The sequence below is a fragment of the Microbacterium sp. P2_F9 genome (genome assembly GCF_056403635.1).
Genome location: NZ_JBFUFC010000087.1, coordinates 1 through 15,689, shown reverse-complemented (window position 1 = coordinate 15,689; position 15,689 = coordinate 1). Strand labels below are relative to the sequence as shown.

Annotated in this window: 15 protein-coding genes; 12 read left to right on the top strand and 3 right to left on the bottom strand. The window is 69.3% G+C overall.

The window, feature by feature from the left end:
- The 3 genes from AC1DVT_RS10890 to AC1DVT_RS10880 form a co-directional block, all read left to right on the top strand.
- Positions 1-428: ROK family protein (locus tag AC1DVT_RS10890; RefSeq protein WP_477388838.1), on the top strand; the 428-nt coding region annotated here is incomplete at its 5' end.
- 2 nt (positions 429-430) lie between these two features.
- A complete protein-coding gene (locus AC1DVT_RS10885) occupies positions 431-1,126 on the top strand; it encodes a lysophospholipid acyltransferase family protein (protein WP_477388836.1) in 696 nt (231 codons plus the stop codon).
- Positions 1,127-1,164: 38 nt separating this feature from the next.
- Positions 1,165-2,502, top strand: coding sequence for a class II 3-deoxy-7-phosphoheptulonate synthase (locus AC1DVT_RS10880; RefSeq protein WP_477388834.1), 1,338 nt, complete (start codon positions 1,165-1,167; stop codon positions 2,500-2,502).
- 16 nt (positions 2,503-2,518) lie between these two features.
- On the opposite strand, the gene pknB is transcribed toward AC1DVT_RS10880, so the two are convergent.
- Complete coding sequence (gene pknB, locus AC1DVT_RS10875) at positions 2,519-4,456, bottom strand: Stk1 family PASTA domain-containing Ser/Thr kinase (RefSeq protein ID WP_477388832.1); 1,938 nt, start codon at positions 4,454-4,456, stop codon at positions 2,519-2,521.
- A gap of 72 nt (positions 4,457-4,528) precedes the next feature.
- Positions 4,529-5,683 carry a LysM peptidoglycan-binding domain-containing protein gene (locus AC1DVT_RS10870; RefSeq protein ID WP_477388840.1) on the bottom strand — a complete coding sequence of 385 codons (1,155 nt, stop codon included), beginning with the start codon at positions 5,681-5,683 and terminating at the stop codon, positions 4,529-4,531.
- A 198-nt stretch (positions 5,684-5,881) separates the two neighbouring features.
- Here AC1DVT_RS10870 and AC1DVT_RS10865 point away from each other — a divergent pair, with 198 nt between their 5' ends.
- Positions 5,882-6,235, top strand: a complete 354-nt coding sequence (locus AC1DVT_RS10865; protein ID WP_457098230.1) for an Rv2175c family DNA-binding protein — start codon at positions 5,882-5,884, stop codon at positions 6,233-6,235.
- A gap of 30 nt (positions 6,236-6,265) precedes the next feature.
- On the opposite strand, the gene AC1DVT_RS10860 is transcribed toward AC1DVT_RS10865, so the two are convergent.
- Entirely contained in the window at positions 6,266-7,357 is a 1,092-nt protein-coding gene (locus tag AC1DVT_RS10860; RefSeq protein WP_457098231.1) for a polyprenyl synthetase family protein, read from the bottom strand.
- Positions 7,358-7,422: 65 nt separating this feature from the next.
- On the opposite strand from AC1DVT_RS10860, the gene AC1DVT_RS10855 reads away from it, so the two are divergent.
- The 8 genes from AC1DVT_RS10855 to murD form a co-directional block, all read left to right on the top strand.
- A complete protein-coding gene (locus tag AC1DVT_RS10855) occupies positions 7,423-7,791 on the top strand; it encodes a DUF3040 domain-containing protein (RefSeq protein WP_477388830.1) in 369 nt (122 codons plus the stop codon).
- A 213-nt stretch (positions 7,792-8,004) separates the two neighbouring features.
- Entirely contained in the window at positions 8,005-8,436 is a 432-nt protein-coding gene (gene mraZ, locus AC1DVT_RS10850) for a division/cell wall cluster transcriptional repressor MraZ (RefSeq protein ID WP_457098233.1), read from the top strand.
- Between the two features lie 103 nt (positions 8,437-8,539).
- The gene (gene rsmH / locus AC1DVT_RS10845) at positions 8,540-9,493 is read left to right on the top strand and encodes a 16S rRNA (cytosine(1402)-N(4))-methyltransferase RsmH (RefSeq protein ID WP_477388828.1); all 954 of its coding nucleotides are present in this window, start codon (positions 8,540-8,542) and stop codon (positions 9,491-9,493) included.
- The gene (gene ftsL / locus AC1DVT_RS10840) at positions 9,490-10,101 is read left to right on the top strand and encodes a cell division protein FtsL (RefSeq protein ID WP_477388826.1); all 612 of its coding nucleotides are present in this window, start codon (positions 9,490-9,492) and stop codon (positions 10,099-10,101) included. The genes rsmH and ftsL overlap by 4 nt, the downstream gene beginning before the upstream one ends.
- Positions 10,102-10,105: 4 nt before the next feature.
- Positions 10,106-11,893: a peptidoglycan D,D-transpeptidase FtsI family protein gene (locus AC1DVT_RS10835; RefSeq protein ID WP_477388824.1), complete on the top strand. Its 1,788-nt coding sequence runs from the start codon at positions 10,106-10,108 to the stop codon at positions 11,891-11,893.
- A 22-nt stretch (positions 11,894-11,915) separates the two neighbouring features.
- A complete protein-coding gene (locus AC1DVT_RS10830) occupies positions 11,916-13,331 on the top strand; it encodes a UDP-N-acetylmuramoyl-tripeptide--D-alanyl-D-alanine ligase (protein ID WP_477388822.1) in 1,416 nt (471 codons plus the stop codon).
- Positions 13,328-14,437, top strand: a complete 1,110-nt coding sequence (mraY, locus tag AC1DVT_RS10825) for a phospho-N-acetylmuramoyl-pentapeptide-transferase (RefSeq protein ID WP_477388820.1) — start codon at positions 13,328-13,330, stop codon at positions 14,435-14,437. The genes AC1DVT_RS10830 and mraY overlap by 4 nt, the downstream gene beginning before the upstream one ends.
- On the top strand, positions 14,434-15,689 hold a 1,256-nt coding region (gene murD, locus AC1DVT_RS10820; protein ID WP_477388818.1), incomplete at its 3' end, for a UDP-N-acetylmuramoyl-L-alanine--D-glutamate ligase. The genes mraY and murD, both read left to right, overlap by 4 nt.

The following is a 15,689-nucleotide window of genomic DNA, read 5'->3' as shown; positions in this document are numbered from 1 at the left end:
GACAGAACGGATGCCTCGAGCAGTATGCGTCGGGACGCGCACTGCAGCGCGAGGCCAACGCCATCGCCGACGAGGGCGGAGTCGGCGCGGCACTTGCCGCGGTCCGCGCGTCGAAGGGGACCATCGGAGGGCCCGCGATCTCTCGTCTCGTGCTCGCCGGAGACCCGGGCGCCCTCGAGGCGCTGCGCCGAGTGGCCACCGCGCTCGGTGAGGCCTGCGGCGGTTTCCAGGCCGTGCTCGACCCCGAGCTGTTCATCATCGGCGGGGGAGTGGCGCAGCTCGCAGATGTGCTGCTGGAACCGGTCCGCATCGCGTATGAGACGTCGCTGCCCGGCTACGGCGATCGGCCGATCGCGGAATTCGCGATCGCTCACCTCGGCAACGATGCCGGAATCATCGGCGCCGCAGACCTCGCGGGGAACGGGTAGCGATGTTCTACTGGCTGATGAAGTACGTGGTGATCGGACCGATCGTGAAGGCGATCTTCCGACCGTGGATCGTCGGCCGCCGCAACATCCCGCAGACCGGCGCCGCGATCCTCGCGAGCARCCACCTGTCGTTCGTCGACTCGGTGTTCCTGCCGCTCATGATCGACCGTCCGGTGGCGTTCCTCGCCAAGAGCGACTACTTCACCGGCAAGGGCCTCAAGGGGTGGGCCACTCGCGTGTTCTTCAAGGGCACCGGGATGATCCCGATCGACCGTTCGGGCGGCAAGGCCTCCGAGGCATCCCTCAACACCGGACTGCAGGTGCTGGGTCACGGCGATCTGCTGGGCATCTACCCCGAGGGCACGCGCAGCCCCGACGGCCGGCTGTACCGCGGCCGGACCGGCATCGCCCGGATGGCCCTCGAGGCGCACGTGCCGGTCGTGCCGGTCGTGATGGTCGACACCGACACGATGATGCCCATCGGGCGCAGGATGCCGCGCATCGCACGGGTCGGAGTGGTGATCGGCGAGCCCCTCGACTTCTCGCGCTTCGAGGGGATGGCCGGCGATCGCTACATCCTCCGGTCGGTGACCGACGAGATCATGGTCGCCCTCCATCGCATCGGGTCGCAGGAGTACGACGACGTGTACGCCAGCACGGTGAAGGACCGGCTCAAGAGCAGGCCGGCCGCGTCATAGCGATCCGGTGCAGACGGGTGCGCCGATAGACTTGGCGGATGCCCTCGCAGCTCGACTCCCTGGACCACTGGCGCACGCTCCCGATCAAGCAGCAGCCGAACTGGCCCGACGCCGACGCCGTCTCAGCGGTGTCCGCCGAAATCGCCACGCTGCCGCCGCTCGTCTTCGCCGGTGAGGTGGATCAGCTGCGCGAGCGACTGGCTCGTGCCGCCGCCGGACGCGCCTTCCTGCTGCAGGGCGGGGACTGCGCCGAGACGTTCGCCGGCGCCACGGCGGAGCAGATCCGCAACCGGGTCAAGACCGTGCTGCAGATGGCGGTCGTGCTGACGTACGGCGCATCGATGCCCATCGTGAAGATGGGACGGATGGCGGGGCAGTTCGCGAAGCCGCGCTCGAGCGACACCGAGACCCGCGGGGAGGTCACCCTTCCCGCCTACCGCGGCGACATCGTCAACGGATTCGACTTCACCGAGGGCTCCCGCACGGCCGACCCGCAGCGTCTGCTGAAGGGCTACCACACGGCCGCGTCGACCATCAATCTCGTGCGCGCGTTCACGCAGGGTGGCTTCGCGGATCTCCGCGAGGTGCACTCCTGGAACAAGGGCTTCGCACAGAACCCCGCGAACCAGCAGTACGAGCGCCTCGCTCAGGAGATCGATCGGGCGATCAAGTTCATGGAGGCCGCCGGCGCCGACTTCGACGAGCTGCGCCGCGTCGAGTTCTACACGGGCCACGAGGGTCTGCTGATGGACTACGAGCGCCCGATGACGCGCATCGACTCGCGCACCGGCACGCCGTACAACACGTCGGCGCACTTCGTCTGGATCGGCGAGCGCACGCGCGACCTCGATGGCGCGCACATCGACTACTTCTCGAAGATCCGCAACCCCATCGGGGTCAAGCTCGGACCCTCGACGACCCCGAGCGACGTGCTCGAGCTGATCGACAAGCTCGACCCCGAGCGCGAGCCCGGCCGTCTGACCTTCATCACCCGGATGGGTGCGGGCAAGATCCGCGATGCCCTGCCGCCGCTGCTGGAGGCCGTCCGCGACTCGGACGCACTGCCGCTGTGGGTGACCGACCCGATGCACGGCAACGGCATCACCACCCCGACCGGCTACAAGACCCGCCGGTTCGACGATGTCGTGGACGAGGTGCGCGGCTTCTTCGAGGCCCACCGGGTCGTCGGCACGTTCCCCGGCGGCATCCACGTCGAGCTCACCGGCGACGATGTCACCGAGTGCCTCGGCGGCTCCGAGGAGATCGACGAGGCCGCCCTCGCGACGCGCTACGAGTCGCTGTGCGACCCGCGCCTGAACCACATGCARAGCCTCGAGCTCGCGTTCCTGGTCGCCGAGGAGCTCGAGAAGCTCTGACCCTCAGCGGCGCGGCTTACAGCGCGGCTTTGATCCGGAACGTGACGACGGTGCCCTTGGTGTGCTTGGAGTCCGCGGCCGGATCCTGCGCCTCGACCTGCGTGACGGGGTCGGGGAAGAGGTCCCAGCTGCTGTTGTAGTCGTACTTAAACCCGGCGTTCTCGAGCTCAGCCTTGGCCTGATCCCGGGTCATGCCGACGATGTTCGGCACCGGGAACAGCGGCGGACCGGACGAGATGACGAGGGTCACGGCGTCATTCGGCTGCCAGGGCGCGCCACCGTCCTTCGGGTCCATCCGGATCACGAGACCCTCGTCGATCGACTCGTTCGTCTCCTCGTAGGTCCCGGCGATCTGCAGGCCCTTGGCGTTGAGCGCCGCGGTCGCGTCGCCGACGCTCTTGCCGGTGACGTCCGGCACGGGGCCGACCGAGACCGAGAGCACCGCGGAGTCGCCCTCATGAAGAGTGCAGCCCGGGGTGCAGTCGATGGCCGGCTCGCCCGAGCGGGGAGTGACGGATGCCGCGGTGACGCTGTTCTCCGCGGCATCCGTGAAGAACAGCAGATCGTCGCCGACCTGCACGAGAGCCGCTTCCAGAGTCGCGCGCGCCTGATCCGCCGGGAGCCCGCCGAGGGCCGGGACCACATGGTCCTGCGGACCCTTCGAGACCAGGACCGTCACGGTGGACTCCTTGTCGACCGGCAGTCCTGCGCCGGGCTCGGAGCCGGTCGTCGTGCCGGCGGGGATGTTGAAGTCGAAGACGTCTTTCTGGACCCCCGTCAGCCCCTCCTCCTGCAGCACCGCCTGCGCGTCCGCGAAAGTCATCTTCGAGACATCCGGCACCATCACCATCGACCCCGGTCCGGAGCCGAACCACCACCCGATCAAGGCGGCGAGGGCGGCGAGCAGGATCACCACGGCGATCAGCCACCCGCCACGGCGCGCGCGCCGCCTCGTCATCAGGCGCAGCTGGGCGGCGTTGTCGACGTCGTCGATGGTGGCCATCGGCCCGGTGACGGCGGACGGGATGACCTTGGTCAGCTCGGTCTGGGCTCCGCCTTCGTCGTGGATGACCCCGATGGGCACCGCGCGGGCGACCTGCGGATGGATGCCGAGCTCGCGCTCGATTTCGCGGAACCGATCGAGCATCGCCCGTGCGTCGACCGGGCGGTCGTCGGGGTTCTTCTCGGTCGACCAGAGCACGAGCTCGTCCAGCTGCTCGGGGACGCCGGGGTTCTTGACGCTCGGCCGCGGGACCGAGTCGGTGGCATGTTGGAAGGCGATCTGCATCGGCTGCTCGCCCTTGTACGGCTGTTCGCCGGTGAGCATCTCGTAGAGCATGATGCCGAGCGCGTAGATGTCGCTGCGGGCATCGGCCGTCCCACGGGTGACGAGCTCGGGGGCGAGGTAGGCGATCGTGCCGAGCAGCTGCGCTCCGGTCGCGGTGTTCGCGCTCGTGGCCCGCGCAAGCCCGAAGTCGCCGATCTTGATGCGTCCGTCGTCGGCGAGCAGGATGTTCTCCGGCTTGACGTCCCGATGCACGATTCCGGATCGGTGCGCGGCGGCGAGGCCGGCGAGCACGGCATCCATGATCGTGATCGTCTGCGGGATCGTGAGCCGGCGCTGCTCCCGCAGCAGCTCGCGCAGGGTGATGCCCGGCAGGTACTCCATGACCAGGTAGGCCATGTCGCCGTCCTGGCCCTGATCGAACACGTTGACGACGTGCGGATCGGCCAGTCGCGCGGCCGCCCGCGCCTCCTGGATGAACCGGCTCTGGAACACGGTGTCGTCGCTGAGATGGCCGTGCATGACCTTGAGCGCGATCCTGCGCTCGAGCCGCAGGTCGGTCGCGACGTACACGGTCGCCATGCCGCCGCGCGCGATGCGCGCGCGGACCCGGTATCGGCCGTCAACCAGACGGCCGATCAGCGGGTCGGCCTGCTGACTCGTGCTCACGCTGAGAGTCTACGGACGCGGGGCCGTGAGGCCCGGGAGCGCCTCACCCGCGGGACCTTCGCCGGAGCGGGGTCAGCCGAGTGATGCGAGCCACGCGAGCGCGGCAGGCTCCCACTGTCCATAGAGCTCAGGGTGTGCGGAGATCTGCACCGCCTGGGCCGCCTGGGTGAACGACAGACCCTGCCAGCCGGGGATGTCGAGCAGTCCGCGCGTGTTCCACCCATTGGGGTCGGAGGGGCCTCCGAAGAAGGCCCGCGTCGCCCGTTCGGCGTTGCCGACTTCGGCGGCGGTGCCCCAGCCCGCGCTGGGGCGCTGCTGGAAGAGACCGATCGAGTCACGATCGCCCGCCGCGAGGTTGCGCAGCGATGACTCCTGCATCGCCGCGCCGAGCGCGATCGCGAGCCCGCGGTCGGGAACGCCGAGCTCGCGGCCGACGCGGATGATGAGCTGCGCGTTCGCCCGCTGCTCGGCGTCGAGCGTCGGGATGGGCTTCGGGGCAGGGGGAGCCGCCGCGATCGCAGCGGGTGGCACGTTGAGCGCGATCTTCTGCCCGGGGTAGATGATCGAACCCCAGCCCAGGCGGTTCGCGGCGAACAGCGTCTGCACGGTCACGCCGTTGCGCTGGGCGATCGAGCTGAGCGTGTCGCCCTTCTGGACCGTGTAGACACCGGATGCCGCGACCGGGGCCTGCGGCGCAGGCGCCGGCGCCGCCGGCTGGACCGCCGGTGCCTGGCCGCCCGGGAGCGTGAGCTTCTGGCCGGGGTAGATGATGGACGCCCAGCCGAGCCCGTTGGCGGCGAACAGGGCCTTGATCGTCACGCCGTGCCGGCCGGCGATGGCACTCAGGGTGTCGCCCTTCTGCACGGTGTACGTGCCGGCCGATGCGACCGGTGCCGTCGGGGCCGGGGCTGCCGGGGTCGCGCCGGTGAGGCGGAGCACCTGGCCGGGGCGGATGATCGATGTGGACGTGAGCCCGTTGAGGGCGAGGACGTCGGCGGTGCGCAGACCGTAGCGGGCCGCGATCCCGAAGACCGTGTCGCCGCGCTGCACCGTGTAGGTCGCGGGTGAGGCTGCCGTCGGCACGCGAGAGGTCGACGTCGCTGCGGGGGAGTCGCTGCCTGGTGCGCGCGGCGATCGGTGGTGATCGGCGGCGCTTTCCACGGCCATCGCGGGAGATGGTGCGGCGCCCAGGAGCAGAGCGATCGACCCCGCAACAGCGGCCGGCATGAGTGCGGGCGCACCGCGGAGTCGGGAACTGTCCACCTGTTGTCGCACGAGTCTCCCCCTCTGTGACTGACCAAAACCGTGTCACGGAAGTTAATTCGTGTCAACTGATGCTAAAGAAGTGACTATTGTGACTGAAGGGACGGAAGTGAGCATGACGGCGCGATTCGCAGAGCGATCTTCGCGTGAGATAGTGGCAAGGTGACCGCTGAGCCCGCGCCGCTTTTCGAGACCGACTGGCTGACCCTCCCCGAACTGGTGGATGTGCTCGGCGAACCGCTGGGCCGCGTCAAGCGGTTCCTCGACGAGTCGCATCTCGTCGGGGCCCGCCAGGAGGACGGCGTCTTCAAGGTGCCCGCCGCCTTCATCCTCGACGGGCATCCGCTGGCATCGCTGCACGGAACGCTCATCGTGCTGCACGATCGCGGTTTCACCGACGATGAGACGATCGAGTGGCTCCTCACCCCCGAGGAGTCCATCGGGCTCGCGCCGATCGAGGCCCTCCGTGCCGGCCGCAAGAGCGAGGTCCGGCGCGTAGCCCAGTCGCTGGGCTGAGCCCTCGACCGGTATTCCCCGCCTGAGCGATCAGGTGGTCCGGACAGTCGCGGCCCGTGCCAGGTCACGCAGCTCGCCGACCGCGGCGTTGCCGAGGCGTGCGCCTGACAGCGACCGCTCCGCCTCACGGGCATAGTCCGCGATGAGCGACTCGACGCGCTCCAGGGCTCCGGTCTCGACGATCGTGCGCTGCAGCGCAGCGATCTGCGGGCCATCGAGGTCGGGGTCTCCGATCAGCTCGTCGACGATCCGCCTCGGCGACGCGGCGAGACCCTCCCGGGCGAACGCGATCAGCACCGTGCGCTTGCCCTCACGGAGGTCGTCACCGGAGGGCTTGCCGGTCTGCGCCTCGTCGCCGAAGACGCCCAGGACGTCGTCGCGCAGCTGAAAGGCCATGCCGAGCGGATGCCCGAACGCGGCCAGCGCGGCCTGCTGCGCGGCATCCGCTCCCGCGATTGCTGCGCCGATGGCGAGCGGCTGCTGCACGCTGTACCGCGCCGACTTGAACGACGCGACGCGCAGCGCGCGCGCCGCGTGCCGGTCGTCCGGCTCGGTGCGGAAGGCGGACTCCTCGGCGACGTCGAGGAACTGCCCGATGGTGACGTCGCGCCGCATCCTCGCGTACTCCGCACGCGGTGCGGCGGGGGAGACGGATGCCGCGGCCAGCCCGTCTTCGAAGAGGTCGTCGCTCCACGCCAGCAGCAGGTCGCCGAGGAGCACGGCGGCCGACCGGCCGAAGGCGGCGGCATCGCCCTCCCAGCCTGCGGCCCGGTGCGCCGCCTCGAGCGACCGGTGGGCCGCCGGCCGCCCTCGGCGCGTATCGGAGTTGTCGATGAGATCGTCGTGGACGAGCGCCGCCGCGTGAAAGACCTCGAGCGACGCGGCGGCGGCGATCACTTCAGCGGGCAGCGCTCCGGAGCGATCGGAGAGCTCCGCCACGGCCCGGAATCCGGCGACGCAGAACCGCCCGCGCAGCCGCTTGCCGCCACGGAGAGCGTCGGCTGCCGCGCCGACGAAGAGGGCCGCTTCGGTGCCGAGACCGTCTGACTCATCGCGCTGGATGGCGACGAAGTTGTCCAGTCGCTGAGAAATAGCCGCGACGGGATCCACAGGGGCTGACACGGGCCTAGCCTAGTGATCCAAGGCACGCGTAGAATTGACGCGTTCGAGTGTGTAGAGGGGGAAGCATGCCACTCTCCGAACAGGAGCAGCGCCTGCTTGATGAGATGGAACGCCATCTCATGCGGAACGACGCGGATGTCGTGAGCGCGYCCACAGATGGCCGCACGTTGAGTTATCGCAACATCGTCTACGGCACGATCCTGGTTCTGGTGGGCCTCGGCGGTCTGATCTTCGGGGTATCGACGAGCTTCGTGGTCGTGGGCGTCATCGGCTTCGTGGTCATGCTGGGCGGTGTGATCCTCGCGGTCACGCCGACGAAGGGCCTCGGCGCGGTGCCGCTCGAGACCGAACCGCAGGCCGCCAAGCCGCACCGATCGACTTCGTTCATGGATCGCATGAACGATCGCTGGGACCGCCGCCAGGAAGACCGCTGACAGCCGCCTGACCTTTCAAGAGCATCGACCTTCGGGTCGGTGCTCTTTTTTTTGCCCGGACGCAGACGGCAGCGCGCGTCATCTCGTGCCGGATTCCGGACGAGTGGAGGACGGGCCCAACTGCGCCGTGATTCGCATAGCCATGTGGAGGGAAGTGGAGTAAAGTGGCGGACATACCCGTCGGGGGGCCGAACAGAGGGGGGTGATCCGCCGATGCTTCTGGGCACGCACACTCCCAAGCTCGATGACAAAGGGCGCGTCATCCTTCCCTCGAAGTTCCGTGACGACCTCGGTGCCGGCATCGTGGTCACCCGCGGACAGGACCGCTGCCTGTACGTCTTCAGCGCGGCGGAGTTCGAGCGCATCCACGAGCGGATCCGCGAGACCCCCCTGACCAACAGGGACGCCCGGAACTTCCTGCGGATGTTCCTTTCCGGGGCAAGCGCCGAAAAGCCCGACAGCCAGAACCGCATCACGATCCCCCCTCCGCTGCGCGCCTATGCCGGCCTGGAGCGAGACCTCGTCGTCACCGGCGTGGGCGCCCATGCCGAGATCTGGAACGCCGACGCGTGGAACACCTACGCGGAAGGCAACGAAGAGAGCTATGCCGAGCTGGAGCAGGAGGTGATTCCGGGCCTGTTCTGAGCCCCCCGGCCGTGACTCCCAGCCGCTCCCGCCCTGACGYACTTCCCCGGCGCCAGGTCAGAGCGGATGGGGATCAGGGCCGGGGGACCAGTGCCCAGACATCATGAACCTCCGCGACATCCACACTCCCGTGCTGCTCGACCGCTGCGTCGAACTGCTCACCCCCGCCGTCGAGCCCGAAGGCGCGGTGCTCGTCGATGCGACGCTCGGCATGGGCGGCCATGCCGAGGCGTTCCTCGAGCGCTTTCCCAGGCTCCATCTCATCGGCCTCGACCGCGACCGCGACGCTCTGGCCATCGCCGGGGAGCGGCTCGCGCCGTTCGGCGACCGGGTGACGCTCGTGCACACCGTGTACGACGGCATCGCCGAGGCCGTCACATCGACCGGCCGATCATCGGTCGACGGCATCCTCTTCGATCTCGGCGTCTCTTCGCTCCAGCTCGACGAGGCTGACCGCGGCTTCGCGTACGCACGGGATGCGCCGCTCGACATGCGCATGGATCAGACCTCCGGCACGACGGCCGCCGACATCCTCGCCACCTACGGCGAAGGCGACCTGCGCCGCATCTTCGAGCGGTACGGCGAGGAGAAGCTGTCCGGCCGCTACGCCCGAGCCATCATCCGCGCTCGACAGGAGGCGCCGATCGAACGGTCCGGCCGACTGGTCTCGATCCTCCACGACGCGACGCCCGCGGCGCTGCAGCGGACGGGACATCCGGCCAAGCGGGTCTTCCAGGCGCTGCGGATCGAAGTCAACCGCGAGCTCTCCGTGCTCGAACGCGCGATTCCGGCGGGGCTCGATCTGCTCCGGGTGGGCGGGCGGATGGTGGTCATGTCGTACCAGTCCCTCGAAGACCGCATCGTCAAGCACGACTTCGCCGATGCGACCGCCTCCACGGCTCCGGCGGGGCTCCCGGTCGAGCTCCCCGAACACACCCCGCGCTTCCGGCTGCTCGTCAAGGGCGCCGAGCTCGCGTCTGCCGAGGAGATCGCGCGCAATCCCAGAGCGACCCCGGTGCGCCTTCGCGCGGCCGAGCGCATCAAGGAGGCGCGATGAGCGTTCCACTGCGCACCGCGCCGCCCCCATCCCGCTGGGACGAGGCGCGACGGCGGCTGCGGCTGCTGGACGCTCCGGCGCGCCGCCGTCCTCGGCTGCTCTACGCGATGATCGCACTGGGCGGGGCGATCACGATCGGCGCCGCCCAGATGTGGCTCTCGGTGCTGACCACCCAGGGCTCGTATGAGCTTTCCGCCCTCCGCAGCACGCAGCGCGAGCTCGGCTGGCAGAGTCAGATGCTGTACGACGACGTCGCCGGGCTCAGCTCGCCGCAGTATCTCGCGGCGAACGCCTCCGCCCTCGGCATGGTGATCAACGAGTCGCCGAACTATCTGCGGCTCAGCGATGGGGCCATCCTCGGTGCGGGGCAGGTGGCGCTCGGCGCGTCATCGGTCGACGCCATTGGCCGCGCCGGCGTGCCCAACGCCCTCATCACCGACACCCCGCTCGTGACCGAGCCGGACGCGACGATCGCGGGAGCGCCCGTGATCGCTGCGGAGACGAACCCCGACGGCACCACGGCCGACGGAGTTCCGGCGGATGGTGTCGCGATCGCGAACACTCCGCCGGCGCTCACCGACGGACTGCCCACCCCGAGCACACACTGAGGTCATGACCACCAAGAGCACCCGCAGCCCGCGCCGTCGCACCGTGGTCGCCCTCGCCGTCGTGCTCGTGGTGCTCGCCGGATTCATCGTGCGACTCGTCGACATCCAGGTCGTGAGCGCGGCCGAGCACATCGAGGATTCGCTCGCCAACGCGCTCGGCGGCGGCAGGCCGGTGTACGGCACCAGAGGAAGCATCGTCGACGAGTCCGGGCAGACGCTCGCCGGCAGCATCCTGCTGTACGACGCGCAGCTCGACCCCTCGAACGTGGGACCGCTCAAACGGAAGAACGACAAGGGCAAGGTCGTCGAGGTCCCGTGGACCGAAGTCGCCGCCGAGATCGCCGAGATCACCGGCCAGACGGCCGAAGAGGTCCAGAAGGTCGTCGACGATGCCCGTGCGGCCGACCCGGACTCGCAGTACGCGCTGCTCAAGCGGGGGCTCACCACCGAGCAGTTCCGCACGCTGGCCGATCTCGGCATCCCGTTCCTGTACTTCGAGCCCCACCCCGCACGCACCTACCCGGACGGCGCAGTGGCCGGCAACGTGGTGGGCTACATGGGGATCGACGGGGCACCGCTCGGCGGGCTGGAGCAGAGCGAGAACGACTGCCTCACCGCGACGGACGGCACCCTCGCCTACGAGAAGGGCAAGGACGGGGTCATCATCCCCGGGACCGAGGTCGAGGATCCTGCTGTCGACGGCGGGACGCTGACGCTCACGATCAACCGCGACCTGCAGTGGTACCTCCAGCAGCTGATCGCCGAGCAGGTGCAGGACGAGCAGGCGCTGTCCGGCACGATCACCGTCGTCGAGGTGGCCACGGGCAAGATCCGGGCCGCCGCCGAGTACCCGACCGTCGACCCCAACGACGTCGCGGCGTCGAAGGTCGACGATCGCGGGAGCCGGATCTTCACCAACTCCTTCGAGCCCGGATCGACCTTCAAGGCGCTCACCGCAGCGACGCTCATCGACGCCGGCGGGCAGACCCCGCGCTCGAGCGTCACCGTCTCCGGCGACGAGACCTTCGCCAATGGGGCACGCGTGAGCGACGCCTTCGATCACCCGACGTACGACTACACGCTGACCGGCGTGCTCATCGACTCGTCCAATGCGGGCATCTCGAAGTTCTCCGAGCGGGTGAGCGCCCAGACCCGATACGACTACTTCAAGCGGTTCGGCATCGGCGATGGAAGCAGCATCCCGTTCTACGGCCAGTCCAACGGCTGGCTCTCCAAGCCCGACACGTGGGACTACCAGACGCTCTACAACACCGCGTTCGGGCAGGGTGTCTCGACGACCGTGCCTGAGCTGGCGGGGGCGTACCAGGCCATCGCGAACGACGGGGTCAAGGTGCCGCTGTCGATCGTCGAGTCGTGCACCGAACCTGATGGCACCGTGGAGAAGCCGCAGCTGCCCGAGCCCTCGCGGATCCTCAGCGAACAGACCGCGACCGACGTGCAGCAGATGCTCGAGAACGTCTTCGTGCAGGGGCAGCTCGCTCCGCAGGTCGCCATTCCCGGATACCGTGTGGCGGGCAAGACCGGCACGGGCGAGAAGTCGGACGGCAACGGCGGCTACAAGCGTGGCGTGTACTTCACGACGATGATCGGATTCGCGCCTGCCGACGACCCGCAGTACCTCGTCGTCGTCACGCTCGACGAGCCGACCAGGGTAAAGTCATCTGCGGCCAATGCGCCGGCATGGCAGAAGGCCATGACCCAGGTGCTCAAGACCTATCGCATCATGCCGGCGACGTCAGCACCCACACTGCTCCCCAAGTTCGCTCAGTGACGTCGGTCCGGCCGGAGAACCGATGATCGACTTCACTCTCAGCAGGCTCGCCCACGTCGTCTCCGGTGAACTGCGCCTCGCGGCATCCCACACCCCGGACACCGTCGTATCCGGCGCGGTCGACACCGACTCCCGGCTGATCGGCCCCGGCGACATCTTCGTGGCGAAGCCCGGCGAGGTGACCGACGGGCACCTCTTCGTCGACACCGCTGTGGCGGCCGGTGCGGTCCTCGCGCTCGTCGAGCGACCGGTCGACGCCGCGGTCTCGCAGATCGTCGTGCCCGACGTCGTCGCCGCACTGGCCGATCTCGCGCGCGCCACCGTCGCGCGCGTGCGGGCCGAGGGCGAGCTGCGCGTCGTGGGCATCACCGGCTCGAACGGCAAGACCACGACCAAGAACCTCCTCGCCCGCATCCTCGAGTCCGAGGGCGAGACCGTGTCGCCGCGCGCGTCGTTCAACAACGAGGTCGGCGCCCCGCTGACCATGCTGCGCGTGACGGCCACGACGCGATTCCTGGTCAGCGAGTTCGGTGCGAGCGCGCCCGGCGAGATCGCTCGCCTCGCCGGGCTCGTCGAACCGGATCTCGGGGTCGTCCTGATGGTGGGCATGGCGCACGCGGGCGGCTTCGGCGGCATCGAGGCGACGCTCGCGGCCAAGTCCGAGCTCGTGCGGGCCGTGCGCCCCGGGGGGCTCGCGGTGCTCAACGCCGATGACGGGCGGGTCGCGTCCATGGCGTCGATCGCCGCTGAGCGCGATGCCGCGGTCCGCTGGTTCGGCCGAGGCGGCGGTGCGACCCACGTGCGCGCCGACGACGTCGAGGTCACGGCATCCGGTACCCGCTCCACGATCACCGCCGACGGTGTCACTCTGCCCCTGAACTTGAAGGTCCTCGGCGAGCACCACGTCATGAACGCGCTCGCGGCGATCGCCGCGGCGACCGCCCTCGGGGTGTCGCTGCAGGACTGCATCACGCGCCTCGAGACGGTCGAGCTGGCCGAGCGGTGGCGCATGCAGCCGATGGGGTCCGACCGCGTGCGGATCATCAACGACGCCTACAACGCCAGCCCCGACTCGATGTCGGCCGCGCTGCGCACCCTCGCGCAGATCACGGGGCCGGGCGAGCGGACCGTCGCGGTGCTCGGCGCGATGAGCGAACTGGGGGAGTACGCGGGCGAAGAGCACGACCGCATCGGCCTGCAGGCGGTGCGGCTGGGCATCCAGCGCATCGTCGTGATCGGACCCGAGGCGCGGCGGCTGTTCCTCGCCGTCGTCGGCGAGGGCTCGTGGGACGGCGAGGGGGTCTACTTCGCCACCGCCGACGAGGCCTACGACTATCTCCTCACCCAACTGCGGGACGGCGATCGGGTGCTGGTCAAGTCCTCCAACTCGGCAGGTCTGCGGCACCTGGGCGATCGTCTGGGAGAATCGTTCTCGTGAGATCCCTCCTTACTGCTGCGTCGATCTCGCTGGCCTTCACCCTGTTCCTCACGCCGGTGTTCCTGCGGTGGTTCCGCAGGTGGGGCTGGGGCCAGATCATCCGCACGCCTGAGGACGGGAACATCCCGCCCCACGAGGCCAAGCGGGGCACCCCCACCATGGGCGGTGTGATCTTCATCGTCGGCACGCTGGTCGGCTACTTCATCGGCACGTACGCCGGAAACTTCCCGCCCACCGTCTCGGGCCTGCTCGTGCTGTGGATGATGGTCGGATTCGGGGTCGTCGGCTTCATCGACGACTACATGAAGGTGCACCACCAGCGCAGCCTCGGACTGACCGGGTGGCGCAAGATCCTCGGGCAGGTCATCGTCGTCGTCCCCTGGGCGATCGTCTCGCTGAACTTCCCGAACGCCGCCGGGCAGACCCCGGCGTCTCCGTACGTCTCGATCTTCCGGGACATCCCACTGCTGTCCTTCATGGCGCTCGGCCTCGTGGTCGGGTGGATCCTCTACATCCTGTGGATCACGTTCATCGGGGTCGCCTGGTCGAACAGCACGAACGTGACCGATGGCCTCGACGGACTCGCGGCCGGATCGGGCATCTTCACGATCGCCGCGATGAGCCTCGTCACGTTCTGGCAGTTCCAGCAGCGCTGCGACTCCTCGGACCTGGTCGCCTCCTTCCAGACCGCCTGCTACGGCACCCGCGATCCGCTGGATCTCACGATCGTCGCTGCGGCGTTCGTCGGCGCCCTCGCCGGGTTCCTGTGGTGGAACGCGCCCAAGGCGCAKGTGTTCATGGGCGACGTCGGGTCGATGGCGATCGGCGGGGTCATCGCCGCGATGTCGATCCTGTCGCGCACCGAGGTGCTCACCGTCATCGTCGCAGGCGTCTTCATCATCGGACCCGGGTCGGTGATCCTCCAGCGCTACTACTTCAAGCTCACGCGAGGCAAGCGCCTCTTCCTGATGAGCCCGTTCCATCATCACCTCGAGATGCGCGGCTGGGCCGAGACGACGATCGTCGTGCGGATGTGGATCATCGCCGCCATGCTCGCCGTCACCGGCGTCGGGCTCTTCTACGTCGAGTGGCTCGCCCGCACATGAGCGCCGATCGCCTCAGCGCCCTCACGAGCTGGCACGCCGACTGGAAGGGGCTGCGGGTCGCTGTGCTCGGCCTCTCGGTGACCGGCTTCTCGGTCGCCGACACGCTGGCCGAGCTCGGCGCCGATGTCCTCGTCGTCACCGAGCGCGCCGACGAGGAGTACGAGCGGCTCCTCCCGGTCATCGGGGCGCGGCTCTGGGTCGGCTCACTGAGCGATGTCCCCCCTGCGCTGGCCGAGTTCGATCCCGAACTCGTCGTGGCATCGCCCGGCTTCCCGCCGGGGCATCCGGTGATCACATGGGCGCGCGAGCGCGGCGTCGGACTCTGGGGCGACGTCGAGCTGGCCTGGCGGGTGCGCGACAAGGTCGTGCGCGCCGACGGAACACCCGCCGACTGGATCCTCATCACGGGGACCAACGGCAAGACCACCACGACCCGGCTGACCGCGACCATGCTCGTCGCGGGCGGCCTGCGGGCCGCGCCCGTCGGCAACATCGGCACTCCGGTGCTCGACGCGGTGCGCGACCCCGAGGGCTTCGACGCGCTCGTCGTCGAGCTGTCGAGCCACCAGCTCTGGTACCTCGGCCTGCAGGACGGACCCGAGCCGGTGTCGCCGTTCGCGAGCGTGTGTCTCAACCTCGCCGACGACCACCTCGAGTGGCACGGCTCGTCCGACGCGTACCGCGACGCGAAGGCGCACGTCTACGACAGCACGCGCGTCGCGTGCGTGTACAACAAGGCGGATGCCGCGACCCGCCGCATGGTCGAGGACGCCGATGTCGTCGAGGGCGCGCGCGCCATCGGATTCGACCTCGGAGTCCCGGGGCCGAGCGATCTCGGCGTGGTCGACGGGATCCTCGTCGATCGCGCCTTCCTCGACGACCGCCACACCAGCGCCCTCGAGCTCACGACGGTGGCGGATGTCGCAGCCCTAGGGCTCGGCGCACCGCACATGGTCGCGAACATCCTCGCGGCCAGCGCTCTCGCCCGTGCGCTCGATGTGCCGCCGGTGGCGATCCGCGCCGCCCTGCAGGAGTTCACGCTCGACCCGCACCGCATCCAGGTCGTCGCGGTCCAGGGCGGCGTCACGTGGGTCGACGATTCCAAGGCCACGAACCCGCATGCCGCCGCATCCTCGCTCGCGGCGTATCCGGGCGCGGTGTGGGTCGTGGGCGGACTCCTGAAGGGCGTGGATGTCTCCGACCTCGTCGCCGGGCGCGGCGCCCGCGCGAAGGCCGCGATCGTGATCGGCCT

What these genes read in the sequence shown, in the direction of transcription:
- mraZ (WP_457098233.1), top strand. Translation starts at nt 8,005, where the DNA reads ATGCTTCTGGGCACGCACACTCCCAAGCTCGATGACAAAGGGCGCGTC.
- AC1DVT_RS10830 (WP_477388822.1), top strand. Translation starts at nt 11,916, where the DNA reads ATGATCGACTTCACTCTCAGCAGGCTCGCCCACGTCGTCTCCGGTGAA.
- AC1DVT_RS10870 (WP_477388840.1), bottom strand. Translation starts at nt 5,683, where the DNA reads ATGCCGGCCGCTGTTGCGGGGTCGATCGCTCTGCTCCTGGGCGCCGCA.
- ftsL (WP_477388826.1), top strand. Translation starts at nt 9,490, where the DNA reads ATGAGCGTTCCACTGCGCACCGCGCCGCCCCCATCCCGCTGGGACGAG.
- AC1DVT_RS10835 (WP_477388824.1), top strand. Translation starts at nt 10,106, where the DNA reads ATGACCACCAAGAGCACCCGCAGCCCGCGCCGTCGCACCGTGGTCGCC.
- rsmH (WP_477388828.1), top strand. Translation starts at nt 8,540, where the DNA reads ATGAACCTCCGCGACATCCACACTCCCGTGCTGCTCGACCGCTGCGTC.